We start from the raw sequence: 14,062 nt of genomic DNA, 5'->3' as shown, positions 1-14,062 counted from the left end.
TTACCCCATGATGATTTATCGCCGCCGCTTTCCTGTCACCGCACTCGCTTTCGGTCTCGCCGCATTCTCATCCCTCGGTGCCGCAGACAGCGTTCTCGACATCGGCTCGCGCCGTGAGTTGTTTGTCGATGATTTCCTCATCGGCCAGCTCACCGGCAAGGCCGAGCAACGGCTGCACCATCCTCAGATCCAGGAGATCGCGCTGACGCATGATGCGCCATGGGAGGGCAGCGGCAGCGGTTACCACAGCGTCTTCAAAGACGGGGACAAATACCGCATGTACTACAAGAGCTGGCAGCTCACCGTCACAGCCCCTGGCAAGGTAAACACCGGCGAGCACCCGCTCTTCACCTGCTACGCGGAGAGCGACGACGGCATCCACTGGCGCAAGCCCGAGCTGGGCCTGCATGAGTTCAAAGGTTCCAAGGCCAACAACATCGTCATTCCCCACGGCATGATGGGAAAGGTGAACCCCGATGGCGGACACCCCGCAGTTTTCAAAGATGAAAATCCCGCCGCACCCGCAGATGCGAAATACAAGGCCATCGTGCGCTCCAATTCACCCAAGGGCCTGCTCGCGCTGAAATCGCCCGATGGCCTCCGCTGGTCCCCCATGGCCGATGCACCCGTCATCACCGATGGAGCGTTTGATTCGCAGAACCTCGCGTTTTGGGATGCGCAGAGCGGCGTGTATCGCGCCTACTGGCGCTACTTCACCGCCGGCACCACCGATGAAAAAAACTGGAAGCCCTCAGGCGACCGCGCCATCCGCACCGCCACGTCCAAAGACTTCCTCCACTGGGAAAACCAGCACGACCTCACCTATGTGGACTCCCCGTCCGAGCAGCTCTACACCAATCAGGTCAAGCCCTACCACCGTGCACCGCATCTGCTGCTGGGCTTTCCCACGCGCTACACCGAGCGCGGCTGGTCAGACAGCATGCGCGCACTGCCCGAGCGCGAGCACCGTGAGTGGCGCTCCAAGGCCAGCGACCGCTACGGCATGGCCATCACCGAAGGCCTCTTCATGGCCAGCCGCGACGGCTTGAAGTTCAAGCGCTGGAATGAAGCCTTCCTGCCGCCCGGCATCGAGCGCCCCGGCACCTGGAACTACGGCCACCAGTACATCGCCTGGCATCCGGTGGAAACCAAGTCCGCTCTGGAAGGCGCACCCAATGAGCTCAGCCTCTACGCCACCGAGAGCTACTGGACCGGCAAGAGCAGCGCCCTGCGCCGCTACACGCTGCGGCTCGACGGCTTTGTCTCCATCCACGCCCCCAGGAGCGGCGGCGAGCTCATCACCAAGCCGCTCACCTTCACCGGCAAAGCACTCACCCTGAACTTCGCCAGCTCCGCCGCTGGTGGCATCCAGGTGGAGATCCAAGATGCAGACGGCAAGCCGCTCCCCGGCTTCACCCTTGCCGACTCCCAGCCTGTCTTCGGCGATTCCCTTGACCGCACCGTCACCTGGAAAACCGGCCCCGATGTAAGCGCCCTCTCCGGCAAACCCGTGCGCCTGCGCTTTGTCCTGAACGATGTGGATTTGTACTCGCTGAAGTTTGAGTAAAGTAGCCCTGTTCCTGTGGAACAGGGGTGCGTGCCGCAACGCCCATAAGCACGGAGCCAAAGTGAATTGGCTTTGGAACTTCTAAATCCACATGCAACTCCCGCTACCCTGTGGCATGAGTAGCTCCGATATTATTTTATGAGCTACATAATGGTGGATGTGGAGTCGGACGGTCCGATTCCGGGAGATTACTCGATGATCTGTTTTGGTGCGGTGGTGGTGGAGCCGGGGCTGAGCCGCACTTTTTACGGGCGGCTGCGCCCGATCTCGGAGCGCTTCATGCCGGAGGCGCTGGCCGTCAGCGGCTTCACGCGGGAGCAGACGCTGCAGTTTCCTGAACCTGTCGAGGTCATGCAAAACTTCGCCGAATGGCTGAGCGGTATTTCCAAAGACCGTCTCATGTTCGTGTCAGACAACAACGGATTCGACTGGCAGTTCATCAACTGGTACTTCCACCACTTTACCGGGGCCAATCCCTTCGGCTTCTCCTCCACCAATCTCGGCAGCTTGTACAAAGGAATGGTGAAAGACACCTTCCAGACCTTCAAGCACCTGCGCCGGACCAAGCACACGCATCATCCCGTGGATGATGCCATCGGCAACGCCGAGGCGCTGCTGACGATGAAGGATGAGCTGGGGCTGAAGATCAGGTTGTGATCACTCGGCGGCAGGTGTGGGCAGTTTGTCAAAGCCGATGAAGAGACGTGCGGAAGCGTTTCTGCCAAGCTCAGCCATGGCCTCCAGCTCTTTCAGCCGAAGCATGGCGGGATTTTGTTGGTAGAATTTTGCCAGAGCTTCACGAGCAGCCATGGCGGCGCTTTCGCCTTCAGCGGTGATGCGTTCTGCTTCCGCAGCCGCTTCCGCACGAGCACGGCTGGCCTTGGCGTCTGCCTCTGCACGCAGCGTCTGAACCTCGGCTTCGTTGGCAGCCTCCAATTTTCGTTTCTCCAATTCGGTGCGTGTCTCCACCAGTCTGGCCTCGCTCAGGCGCTCTGCGGCCAGCACCTTGTTCATGATCTCCTGGAGATTCCCAGGAAACACCAGATCCTTCACGTCCGCACGGAGAATAGCCACACCGTAGCTGCTCGCGGCCTCTTTGACATCTCGCATGATGTCTTCACTCAGGCGGTTCCGATTCGTGAGGATTTCCTCCAGCGACATGGATGCCAGCGAGCGCCGCGCGGCCAGCTGCACATCGCTGTAAAGCCGCTCCTCGTAGTTCACCACCTGGTGAATCGCCGCCTTGGGGTCGGAGACCTTGAACTGAACGATGATGCTCACACGAATGGCCACCTTGTCGGAGGTCAGAATCTCCTGGCCTTTGATGGTGAGCTCACGCTCGCGCACATCCACCACCACCACAGACTCGACAGGCCGCCGAGGCATGAATAGCAGCGCAGGGCGAGGGCCTTTGATCTCGTAGCGTCCGGCTTCCAGAATTTTCTTTAACACACCGTCCTGATAAAACAGGCCGCGGTGCGTGTCTTTGATGATGAGCTCTCCTGTCATGATCGAATGAAATGGACCTCGGAACCAAGCCGATATGGTGGAACAGGCGGCCCAGATTGGGTGGAGGACCTGGCGTGTTCAATGAATGCCATGTCCACCTGTTTGGAGCCTGCCTCCTAACTTGGTCGAGGCATGTGCATGATAGCCGCCCATGCGTAAGAGCGCAAGAGCTGCATGAGCAAACTTAGTAATGCCCCACTTGTGAAGAGCTTAGGTCTGACATAAGATGAGCCTGTGTCACCACAGGCTCATCCACACATCACCTTGTCAATGGCTGACGCTTTTACACCTTCGCCAGCACCGCATTGAACGTCGCGCTCGGACGCAGCGCGGCATCCGCCTTCGCGGTGTCCGGCTTGTAGTAGCCGCCCACATCAGCGGGCTGGCCCTGCACGGCGAGGAGTTCGGCGACGATCTTGGCCTCGTTGGCCGTCAGCTCTTCGGCGACGGGCTTGAACTTGGCCTGCAGCTCCGCATCAGCCGTCTGGGCAGCCAGTGCCTGGGCCCAGTAGAGGGCCAGGTAGAAGTGGCTGCCGCGGTTGTCGATGGTGCCCAGTTTGCGGCCGGGGCTGCGGTCGTTTTCCAGGAACTTGCCCGTGGCGGCGTCGAGCGTGTCGGCCAGCACCTTGGCCTTCGGCAGGCTGAAGTTTTCGGCGATGTGCTCAAAGCTCGGTGCCAGTGCGAAGAACTCGCCCAGGCTGTCCCAGCGCAGGTAGTTTTCTTCGAGGAACTGCTGCACGTGCTTCGGCGCGGAGCCGCCGGCGCCGGTCTCAAACAGGCCCCCGCCGTTCATGAGCGGGACGATGGAAAGCATCTTGGCGGAGGTGCCCACTTCCAGGATGGGGAAGAGATCGGTGTTGTAGTCGCGCAGCACGTTGCCGGTCACGGAGATGGTGTCCTCTCCTTTGACGATACGCTCCAGCGAGAAGGTGCAGGCCTCGGCAGGCGGAAGGATGCGGAGGTCCAGACCAGTGGTGTCGTGGTCCTTGAGATACTTCTCCACCTTGGCGATGATCTGGGCGTCGTGAGCACGGTTCTTGTCCAGCCAGAAGACGGCGGGGGTCTTGGAGGCGCGGGCGCGGTTCACGGCCAGCTTCACCCAGTCCTGGATGGGTGCGTCCTTGGTCTGGCAGGCGCGCCAGATGTCTCCGGCCTCCACGGCGTGCTCCAGCAGCACGGTGCCGGCGCTGTCGGTCACGCGCACGGTGCCGTCGGCGGGGATCTCAAAGGTCTTGTTGTGGCTGCCGTACTCTTCGGCGGCTTGGGCCATGAGGCCCACGTTTGGCACGCTGCCCATGGTCTTGGGGTCCAGAGCGCCGTTCTTCTTGCAGAAGTCGATCACGGCCTGGTACACGCCGGCGTAGCTGCTGTCAGGAATGACAGCCAGCGTGTCCTGCTCCTTGCCGGCGGCGTTCCACATCTTGCCACCACCGCGGATCATGGCGGGCATGGAGGCATCCACGATGACATCGCTCGGTACGTGCAGGTTGGTGATGCCTTTGTCGCTGTTCACCATGGCCAGTGCGGGGCGGCTGGCGTAGGCGGCCTGGATGTCGGCCTCGATCTCGGCCTTCTTTTCCGCAGGCAGCTTGGAGAGCTTGGCCACGAGGTCGCCGAAGCCGTTGTTGAGCTCCACGCCGATCTCCGTCAGCGCGGCGCCGTGCTTGGCCAGCACGTCCTTGAAGAACACACGCACGGCGTGGCCGAAGATGATGGGGTCGCTGACCTTCATCATGGTGGCCTTCATGTGCAGGGAGAAGAGCACGCCCTCGGCCTTGGCTTTTTCCAGCTGGGTCTCGATGAAGGCCACGAGCGCCTTCTTGCTCATGCGGGTGGCGTCGAGGATCTCGCCGGCCTTCAGCGGGGTCTTGTCCTTCAGCACTTTGGTGCTGCCGTCTTTGCCGATGAACTCGATCTTCACATCCGTGGCGGCTGGCACGCAGACGGATTTCTCATTGGAGAAGAAGTCGTCCTTGCCCATGGTTCCCACGCTGGTCTTGGAGTCGGCGCTCCACTTGCCCATGGAGTGGGGGTGGGCCTTGGCGTAGTCCTTCACGGCCTTCGGCGCGCGACGGTCGGAGTTGCCCTCGCGCAGCACAGGGTTCACGGCACTGCCCATGACCTTGGCGTAGCGGGTCTTGATGTCCTTCTCGGCGTCCGTCTGCGGGTTTTCGGGCAGGTTTGGCACGGCGTAGCCCTTGCTCTGCAGTTCGGCGATCGCGGCCTTCAGCTGCGGCACGGAGGCGGAGATGTTTGGCAGCTTGATGATGTTCGTGGTGGGCTCCAGGCAGAGCTTGCCGAGGTAGGCGAGGTCATCAGACTGCTTCTGCGCATCGGTCAGGAAATCGGGGAAGTTCGCCAGGATGCGGCCCGCCAGGGAGATGTCGCGCGTTTCCACTTCGATCCCGGCCGGTTTGGTGAAGGCCTGCACGATAGGCAGGAAGGAAAAAGTGGCCAGCAGGGGAGCTTCGTCGGTCAGGGTGTAGATGATCTTGGCGGACATGATTTGGAGGGGGGAGAATGAAGAGCGGAAGAGCTAAACGCGACCACGCAGCTGCGCAATGCCCAAGGTGCCGCAGCTTCTGCGCCGCACTGGGCGCGGCTTGGGGGCTCTCCAATTTTTGAGAACATGCCGGGATGCAAAATGTGAACGTGAGTTCAAATTCCTGAACTCCACCTGCTCATCAGCTTGAGCGTTCGTTTCGCCGTGAATTCCTGCATCAGTGGCCGCAGTTGATCGGTACCGCCAACTGCCAAGGCCAGGATGGCGATGGCTCTGATGACTGCCGGCAGATGGGTGAGGACAATCCGGACGAGTTCGTTGGTCTCCTTGGGAGTTCGCTTCGGAGTTCGTGGGTGCTTTTTGGATTTCATGCACCCGTACCAATATGCTTTGCTCTCAGAGTGCAAACAATCGAAGAGCCTCAAAAAGCCCCCTTTTTTGAAGCTTTTCGAGGAGGGGGCTTGGAACTTGCGTTCAAAACGTTCCTTATTGAGTGTGTTGATTTAATGCATTGATAAACAATGGATTGAGTGCCAATGCTGCGCGTCACACCATGGGGCTATCCGCCCCGCACAGCATCGCGGATGGCGGGCACCAGCAGCTCCGCCACGAGCTGGTGGCCCAGGTCATTCGGGTGCATGCCGTCCAGCAGCATGCCGTCGAGGGTGGTCTGGTGCTTCGCGGCAAAGGCCGGGTAGGCGGCATGCACATCCAGCAGCGGCAGCTTCAGCTCGGCGGCCAGCTGGCGCACGGCCTCGTTGTAGCGGACCAGCGTGGCGGACTCAAAGCCGTCTTCGGCAGCGGGATCGTAGGGCGCGTGCCCATAGAGCTCGCGCAGCTTGGAGGTCCAGCGCAGCGGGTTGGCCGTCATGAGGATGACCTTGGCCCCCTGTTTCTGCGCAGCCTGGATCATCGTGCGGTAGTTGCGGATGAAGGCATCCAAAGGCACGCGCGGGGTGGTGGCGGGCGGCTTTTTCCACACGTCCACCGCCGAGTCATTGATGCCAAACTGCATCACCACCACGCGCGGCTGGTGTTTCAGCACGTCCGCCTGCAGGCGCTTCAGCGCGTCCTGCGTGGTGTTGCCACTGATCCCCGCATTGTACACCCCCATGGAGGAGCCGATGCTCTGCAGCCCCTGCTCCACCCGAGTGGCATACACCTTGAGGCTGCCGCGCGGGGCCGTGGTGGAGTCTCCAAACATCACGATGCCGCCCGGCTTTGGCACCGGCTTGGGCGGCGGCACAAACACCGGAATCTCCCCTGCCCCGAGATCCGCGGCATTCACCTTCATCCGCAGCCCGCCCTGCATCGTGGTGATCCACAGCTCGCCGGGTTTGCGCTCGTAGAGGTAAGGATACGACACACGGCCGCCGGGCACGTAGTTCGCCGCCACGATCACCGGCTTGGACCACGTGGCTGCCTCATCGTCTGAAAACGCCAGCGCTAGCTCCACGCGGCTGGTGCCATTCTTCGGGTCATGGCGCGGCGGCGCGTTCCACAGCAGCGCGATGCGCTCGTCGCTCAGCCGCGCCATCTGCGGGCAGCAGGTGACGGAGGCGATTTGCGTCTGCTTCAGCCCCTGCCACTTCAGGCCATCGCGCGAGATCGCCTCCCACAGAAAGCCCGATTCCGTGCGCAGCAGCAGGTAGAGAGATCCGTCCTTGCGCTCGATCACACTGCCTTCGAGAGAGCCGGCGTGATCGTGCGTTCCCACGCCGTAATCGAGCATATCACCGCGCTGCCAGCTTTTGCCGAGGTCATCCGAAACCCACATCACCGTGGCATGCCGCCATTGCGGGATGATCTCCTGCCCCACCAGCACGATGCGCCCCGACTTCATCTGGATCATGGAGTGAATGCAGCCGCACCACGGTGTGCTGAGCCGCACGGGCGTCTCCCAGGTTTTGCCATCATCGGTGCTGCGGCAGGAGTAGGTGGGCAGCACAAAGGCCTTCCAATCTATCCCCGGCTCACCCCAGCCCCAGCGTTTGGGCGCCTGGCGCTCCGCACCGTTCATCCAGGCGGAAATGACGATGCCCTCACGTGTGCGCAGCAGCGCGCGCTCGTTGCTGACATTGAACTTGGCTCCTTCTGCAAACAGCGGCGTGCTGCTCCACGTGCGGCCTTCATCCGTGCTGCGCAGAGCGTTCTTCGCATCGATGCACAGCACGCCACCGTCTGCCGTGGTGACAAAGGGCCCCTGATGGGTGAAAGGCAGCGCAGCGGCCTTCGGGTGCAGCGTGGGTGAGTCAGCAGCAAACGCGTGGATGCTGAGCAGCGGCAGCAGGAGAAGAGAAAGTCTCATGGTGGCTCTCATGTACGCATGGAATCACTCCCTTGTACTCATGGCGTTCTGGTTCTATGCGCAGACCAGCCGCCTGGAAGTAGCACGGGCAATCCTGCCCGTGAAGAGCGCGTTCTTCGCGGGCAGGATTGCCCCCCACTGCCTTCGCTCACCCGATCACATTCTCCCCGCGGTTCTCCCTCTGCTGGATCGTCACCGGCCAGCCGGGAAACTGGTTGCCGGGCTTGCCATCCGTCGCGTCGATGAGGAAGCGGAAGGACTCAATGAAGTAGGTCTTCTTCTCCGTGTCGAAGGTGATGAAGCCAAATCCGCTGCCCTTCTCGTGCGCCTTCTCGTAGCGGTTCGCGGCCTTGCCCACCTCGGGATTGCCCACGGCGTACACATAGGCCTTGTTGCCCAGGCCTTCAATGAACTCACCCGTGTCCGGCAGGCCATGTTTGGGGCGGTTTTCATGCGGCATCTTGAGCTCATCCGGCCGCCACCAGCGCGGATAGCCGGCGGAGATGGCAGGCGTGCAGAAGGACCAGTTGCTGTCGCGCTGCTTCTCCACGCCGTATTGCGTCAGCGTGGTGAGATGCTGGTCGCCATTGATGTGCAGTGCCATGGAGGGGCGCATGATTTCCACTGCCCGGTTGCGCGGCGTCTGCGGCCAGCCGCCGGAGTCGAGATCGGCCTTCAGGTATCCATCGGGCCCGCCATGATGCGTCGCCACATTCGCAAACACCGTCTGGCTCAGCACCGCCTTCAGTGCATGCCCGCGCCAGTCCTGGGCCCACTTTTTGAGAAACTCCTCCTGACGCTCTCCGAGGAGCACGAGACCCGGTTTGTCGAGTTTCAAAGTGTCAAAGCCGGGGTCTGGAACATGATCAGCGCGGCCAGCGCCAGTCTCCACATGCTCGGGGCCGCTCTTCCATTGGCGGTCGGCGATGATGGCAAAGCCCACCCCGCCATACACCATGTCGCCGTAGTACACGCTGATGTCCTGCTGCACCGGCTTGGGATCGTAGGCATCGGGATGATGCGCCACATTCGTCTTGTGCACCGCATTGACCATCCGCGCCGGTTCGATGTAGCCGCCTTTTGAAGAGGCGCCTGTGTCGCCCACGTCCATTTTTTTGCCACCCTCGCCCCAGATGTTGCCCTGGAAGACATCGTGGTCATCCGGCAGGCAAAGCGTCGGCGCATTGCGCATCACCTCGCGGAAGGCCCAGCCGTGCTGGTAGAATTTGCGCAGGTAGTTCAGGATCGCAGGCTCTTCGGGCGTGCGGATGATGCCAAAGCCGCCGTGGTTCTCATAAATCTGGTCGCCGGAGAAAAAGACGAGATCGGGATCCAGCTTCAGCAGATTCTCCGCCACAGGCGCGTAGGGGAAGCCGTAGTCGTTCTGACAAGTCAGCGCCGCCATGCGCAGCGGACGGCCTTCGGGGTTCGCCTTGATCGTGCCGGTCCACTCATGCGGCGTCTCGCTGCCGTCCGTGTGCTGTTCTCGGTAAACCACCTTGTAGGGCGTGGCCTGCTTTGCATCCCATTTGGGAATTCGGAAGGTCGCCACCCAGGCGTCGGGATCGAGCTTTGCCTGTCCGAGAGATTTCCATGCACCGCCCTTCTTCACCAGCAGCTCCACCACCTGGTTGTCCTTCGCTCCCATCGGTCCCGTCAGCGCACTGAGCTTCATCACAAAGCCCTCGTCTGTGCGTGAATCACTCAGCGAGTACATCGACCAGAGCAACGGGCCAAATTGATTCTGCGGCGACACGGCGAAGGCATTGCCCTCCATCGTCCAGTTTTGAAAACGGTAGCGCCCTGCGCCTGCGGCACCCGCCTTGGCTTTGTTCTTCTTGGCCCCCGCCACCGCACCGGCGGCGAAGTTGTTGGCCATCGAGACATTGCCAAGGATTTCGTCTGCCGAAAATGGATGCATGATGGCTGCCAGCTCCGCGCCCGAGTCTGCCGCGTAGGCCGTGAGTGTCAGCGCGCACTTGTCGCCTTCTGCCGTGCCTTTGAGCGTCAGCTTCACCTGCTTCAAAGCGCTGCCATCTTTAACGGGCGCGGTCTTCGGGCCCAGAATGAGCTGATCGCCCTGCCATCCGGCGTTGATGCCCTTCTGCACGAAGCAGTTGCTCCGGTATTCATTGATCTCACTCCGAATGCCGATGCGGAAGCCCGCGCCGCCGTCGGTCTTGCCGGTCTCCAGCCGCGTCAATGTCACGCTCATGGTGAAAGCCCCGTTTTGTGTGATCTGGTGCGTCAGCGAATGCACACTTCGCCCGCCGGCCATGCTGAGGCACTCTGCACCGCCCTCGCTCACACGCCAGTCTTCCATGGGATTGGCCCAATACTCCCCGCCGAGAAACACGCGGTCATGTGTTTTTGCCCAGGCATCCGTTGCAGCTGCGGGCTTGGACGGTGCGGCAGTGGCTCTGTCACGGGTGCCAAGGCCCATGAGGGTTCCTGCCGTCATCAGCTTCAGTCCGGTGCGTCGGGAGATGTTTCGTTTCATGAGTGCGATGCAACGTTGCTCATGCACCGCACCCATCAGCGAATTTCACCCTTTTTGCCTCAGCTCGCTGCCGGAGCTTCCGCGGCGATGCGGCGATAGATTTCCTTCGCGGCCTCATACGCACGCCTTGCCACGTCCCGCTCCGCAGGCGCGATGTTCTTCTCCCGCATGCGCCAGAGCTGCTCGATGCAGGCCAGGCACCACTGCGCGCTGCGGCGCGAGGCACGGATGGGCTTGTCAGCGACGATGACGTTCACCGGATTCGTATGCATCTGCGGAAACTGCCGCACCGCCACCCAACTGCTGCGGGGGATGTCCACGTTGAAGCGGATCTCGTGCACTTGATCATCCGCAGGCACTTCGCGCGTGGCCACGGCTAGACCATTCACGACCAGCTCCACCTTGCGCTTACCGCCAGCGTAAGGCTGCGCGGCAGTCACGTCGTGATAGTTCACCGTGTCTCCGGTCAGGCGCGCACCCGCCACGGGCACTGCGCCGCCATACGCAATTTCGAGCGGAGTCTCGGAGCTGAACGCGACCTTCACGCGCACCTCCGCACGGCCCGGCTGGGCGAGGCGCACTTCGTCTCCCGCCGGCTGGCCTGCAACCATGAAGTCCAGCGCATGCGCATAGCCATCGCTCACATAGCTGCGGCCCTGCGCAAGGCCTTCACACCATTTCGTGAAATCAATGCGGTCCACCTTGCCCAGCTTCACATAGGTGCGCCCCTGGCCCACGCGGGTGCCGCTCATGCAGGGAAAGTCCGTTTCGCCCGCAGCCTTCAGCGGAAAGCCGCAGTTCATGAGATGGTACCATGCGTTCCACTCCAGCAGCCGCGCCGTGTCCATGGTGCTGATGAAATCACACACGCCGTGCGCAGTGGTCACAAAGATCTCATGCCCGCCTGCGTCCGGGATCGCCACATTGGGCAGCGCATCAAGTACACGCTCATGACTGTTGGCGAGTTCGGCCTCATTCAGCCCGTCATCACGATCAGCATCGATCTTGTCAAACGGTTCCGGCAGCAGCACGGCCTGCGCCTCAGCAGCCGAGAGTCGCGCATCCTTGTCTGTATCGTAAAGCCCGAGCAGGCGCCTGGCCGCCACACCAGCATTCACCTGCATGCCGCTGCCGGAATGCGGGTAGCCAGTGAAGCCGCCCTGCTGCTTGGTCCATCGCAGCGCGGGCAGCGTCCAGGTGGGCCAGCCTTTGATCCCTTCTGCACCGGGATACACCAGCTCGCGCAGGTTCAGCAGACATACATGGCCGAGCGCTGCGGAGCCGAAGCCGCTGACCTCCATGTCGTACTTCATCTGCGTCAGCGGTTCGCTGAATTGGTCCACCTGGGGGCCGAAGAACTGCCTCTGATAGTCGAAGCAGTAACCCCACGCGAGCACGCATCCCACGTTCAGCCCCTCGCCCTTCACCTGTTGAAACATGTCCTCCGGCCGCATGCCCTCGGAGGGCGTGGTGTAGTGTGCGCAGCCTGCCGCGTGGATGTGGTGATCGCCGCTGTAATACCCAAAATCCGCCGCATTCATCCAGCGCTCCAGCTTTACCGGCAGCGTCGTTTCCTTTGCTGATGGGATCGTCACCTTCGTCTTCACCGTGCGATATTCCGGCCCGCGAGATGCCTCCATGACAAACTCTCTCGGAGGCAGAAGCACACTGCCTCCGCTGGCCCGATAAAGATGCTTTTGGAAAAAGAAATCCGGCGCCAGCCGGCGTGCCTGTGGCGGGAAGACGCGGCCCTGCGCATCGGTGAAAGTCAGCCGCGCTGTGGTGTCCTTGCCGTCATGGTCTTTGACATCCAGCTTCACCGTCACCGCAGGTGAAATCTGAAACAGCACCGGCACCTCGGCACGAAACCCCAGGTCCTGCGTGCCCTGGCCGATGTCAAAAGCGAGCGTGGCTTCGCGTTTCCCCGACTCGCTGGAATAGACAAGCGCGATGGCGTACTCCACCTCCAGCCCGCTCAGATTCGCAGTCATCGGCGCAGAGTCATGCAGGCCCACCTCCAGAAACCGGTCTGCGCCCTGCGTGTTCTCATTTTCCCGCAGGTGCGTCTGGCGTTCTCTCTCCATGGTGCCCTTGGCCACGCCCGCATAGGAGGGCCCGGCCTGCGGACTGCTGATGTGCAATGCCGCCACGCTGGTGGCATGATTGATCACCTTGATCAACAGCGGCGTGTAGCCCGCTTGCTGAAGTCGTGCGGCAGCCGGTCCGCGCTGCGCTTTCACGCGGGATTCGGGATTGATGTCCACCACGCACAGCACCTGCGGATCCAGCACGGACTGCACGCCCGCGCCATCACGTGCGGTGATCGCGGTCTGCAGCTTCGTGCGCGTCTCAGGTGGCAGCGGCGCACCGAGAAAATCCAGCGCCTGCACCAGCCGCTGCGCATTCGCCGCCAGTGGCTGGCCCTCGGTCTCGATCACAGGGGGAAGGTCGGCGGCATGAACCATGCCTCCGGCCAGGAGCACGAGGAAACGGGCAATCTTTGCAGGCATGGTCTGTATACGCTCCTGGCAGGCGTATCTTGACCGCAGCCGCAGATCCCATCACGCCTTGAAGAAGATCTGCCTGCGGTACAGCGCGTAGAGAAAGAGCCACACCAGCAGCAGACCACCGGTGCTTTCCAGTACGCCGTGCCATTTGGGATCCAGCGGCTGGTACAGACCGCTGAAGAGCAGCTTGGAAGTGTGCCCAAAATTCACGAAGTGATACACCATGTAGATGGTGAGACTGTTCATGCCCACGACGACCAGCGGGAAGGCCCATCGCTTGAAGTTCAGGAGATCGATGATGCCGTAAAACACCGCCAGCAGCGTGAAGGAGATGCCCGTGGTCACCAGGATGAAGGAGCTCGTCCACATCCGCTTGGCGATGGGGAAATGCAGGCTCCACAGCAGGCCCAGCGCGAGGCACACGGCCCCCGCAAGCAGCAGCTGGCGGAGCTTGGCCGCAGGCGTGCTCGTGCTGCTCTGGAGCAGCTCTCCCGCGAAGACACCGAACATCGTCAGACACATGGCGGGAAACTGCGTGAGCAGGCCCAGCTCATCATACGTCACCTGCAGCAGACGTCCGGGCAGAAAGCTGCGGTCAAACCAGCCCACGAGATTGCCTTCAAACGAGAGATTTCCCGCGCCAAATCCCGGCACCGGCACCAGGAAAAGCGCGGCGTAGTAGGCCAGCAGGATGCCGCCCGCCACGCAGAGGCGCTTCGTGGAGTTCAGATTCAAATACAGCACCACGCTGACAAAGCCCGCCAGCCCAATGCGCCCCAGCACACTGCCCAGGCGCATCTGGTGCGGATCAAAGAACGGGATGGGCGCGTTTTTGTCCAGAAAGCCCAGCGCGGCGAGGATGAGCAGGCGCACGAAGGCCTTCCGGTACAGCTCACCTTTCGGCGTTCCCTGCGCCACGGCCTTGGCCAGCGAAAACGGAATCGACACGCCCGCCAGGAAGAGAAAGAGCGGAAAGATGCAGTCGTAAAAGGTGAAGCCAAACCACGCCGGATGCGTGAACTGCCCCGCCACCGCATCCACCCACGCCAGCCCCGTTTTCCCCTGCAGCTGATGGATCACCTGCCCCGTCCCGGCAATCATGAGCATGTCAAAACCGCGCAAGGCGTCGATGGACACAAGTCGGACTTTTTGCGCAGGAGCGGACATG

General features: G+C 61.7%; 9 protein-coding genes. 2 read left to right on the top strand and 7 right to left on the bottom strand.

The features are described 5' to 3' along the window. Positions 1-7 precede the first annotated feature (7 nt). Positions 8-1,567 carry a glycoside hydrolase family 32 protein gene (locus ACZ5WW_RS14690; RefSeq protein WP_377171491.1) on the top strand — a complete coding sequence of 520 codons (1,560 nt, stop codon included), beginning with the start codon at positions 8-10 and terminating at the stop codon, positions 1,565-1,567. Between the two features lie 138 nt (positions 1,568-1,705). Then, positions 1,706-2,224: a 3'-5' exonuclease gene (locus ACZ5WW_RS14685; RefSeq protein WP_377171489.1), complete on the top strand. Its 519-nt coding sequence runs from the start codon at positions 1,706-1,708 to the stop codon at positions 2,222-2,224. On the opposite strand, the gene ACZ5WW_RS14680 is transcribed toward ACZ5WW_RS14685, so the two are convergent. The 7 genes from ACZ5WW_RS14680 to ACZ5WW_RS14650 all read right to left on the bottom strand — a co-directional run bounded on the left by ACZ5WW_RS14680 (position 2,225) and on the right by ACZ5WW_RS14650 (position 14,061). Further along, entirely contained in the window at positions 2,225-3,076 is an 852-nt protein-coding gene (locus ACZ5WW_RS14680; protein WP_377171487.1) for a slipin family protein, read from the bottom strand. It abuts the gene before it with no gap. A 283-nt stretch (positions 3,077-3,359) separates the two neighbouring features. Further along, positions 3,360-5,579 carry an NADP-dependent isocitrate dehydrogenase gene (locus tag ACZ5WW_RS14675; RefSeq protein ID WP_377171485.1) on the bottom strand — a complete coding sequence of 740 codons (2,220 nt, stop codon included), beginning with the start codon at positions 5,577-5,579 and terminating at the stop codon, positions 3,360-3,362. A 155-nt stretch (positions 5,580-5,734) separates the two neighbouring features. Continuing rightward, complete coding sequence (locus ACZ5WW_RS14670) at positions 5,735-5,950, bottom strand: hypothetical protein (protein ID WP_377171483.1); 216 nt, start codon at positions 5,948-5,950, stop codon at positions 5,735-5,737. A 188-nt stretch (positions 5,951-6,138) separates the two neighbouring features. Beyond that, on the bottom strand, positions 6,139-7,887 hold the full coding sequence (locus tag ACZ5WW_RS14665) for a GDSL-type esterase/lipase family protein (RefSeq protein WP_377171481.1): 1,749 nt from the start codon (positions 7,885-7,887) through the stop codon (positions 6,139-6,141). A gap of 148 nt (positions 7,888-8,035) precedes the next feature. Then, on the bottom strand, positions 8,036-10,387 hold the full coding sequence (locus tag ACZ5WW_RS14660) for an alkaline phosphatase D family protein (RefSeq protein ID WP_377171479.1): 2,352 nt from the start codon (positions 10,385-10,387) through the stop codon (positions 8,036-8,038). Positions 10,388-10,446: 59 nt separating this feature from the next. Continuing rightward, entirely contained in the window at positions 10,447-12,897 is a 2,451-nt protein-coding gene (locus ACZ5WW_RS14655) for a CehA/McbA family metallohydrolase (RefSeq protein ID WP_377171477.1), read from the bottom strand. Positions 12,898-12,948: 51 nt separating this feature from the next. Beyond that, a complete protein-coding gene (locus ACZ5WW_RS14650; RefSeq protein WP_377171475.1) occupies positions 12,949-14,061 on the bottom strand; it encodes an acyltransferase family protein in 1,113 nt (370 codons plus the stop codon). Position 14,062: the final 1 nt, after the last annotated feature.

This window comes from Prosthecobacter fluviatilis (assembly GCF_055388355.1).
Note: the sequence above shows the minus strand (reverse complement) of the source record. Positions and strands in the feature narration are given on the sequence as shown.

Coding starts and splice junctions, on each gene's coding strand:
- ACZ5WW_RS14690 (WP_377171491.1), top strand. CDS start 8: ATGATGATTTATCGCCGCCGCTTTCCTGTCACCGCACTCGCTTTCGGT.
- ACZ5WW_RS14685 (WP_377171489.1), top strand. CDS start 1,706: ATGAGCTACATAATGGTGGATGTGGAGTCGGACGGTCCGATTCCGGGA.
- ACZ5WW_RS14680 (WP_377171487.1), bottom strand. CDS start 3,076: ATGACAGGAGAGCTCATCATCAAAGACACGCACCGCGGCCTGTTTTAT.
- ACZ5WW_RS14675 (WP_377171485.1), bottom strand. CDS start 5,579: ATGTCCGCCAAGATCATCTACACCCTGACCGACGAAGCTCCCCTGCTG.
- ACZ5WW_RS14670 (WP_377171483.1), bottom strand. CDS start 5,950: ATGAAATCCAAAAAGCACCCACGAACTCCGAAGCGAACTCCCAAGGAG.
- ACZ5WW_RS14665 (WP_377171481.1), bottom strand. CDS start 7,887: ATGAGACTTTCTCTTCTCCTGCTGCCGCTGCTCAGCATCCACGCGTTT.
- ACZ5WW_RS14660 (WP_377171479.1), bottom strand. CDS start 10,387: ATGAAACGAAACATCTCCCGACGCACCGGACTGAAGCTGATGACGGCA.
- ACZ5WW_RS14655 (WP_377171477.1), bottom strand. CDS start 12,897: ATGCCTGCAAAGATTGCCCGTTTCCTCGTGCTCCTGGCCGGAGGCATG.
- ACZ5WW_RS14650 (WP_377171475.1), bottom strand. CDS start 14,061: ATGTCCGCTCCTGCGCAAAAAGTCCGACTTGTGTCCATCGACGCCTTG.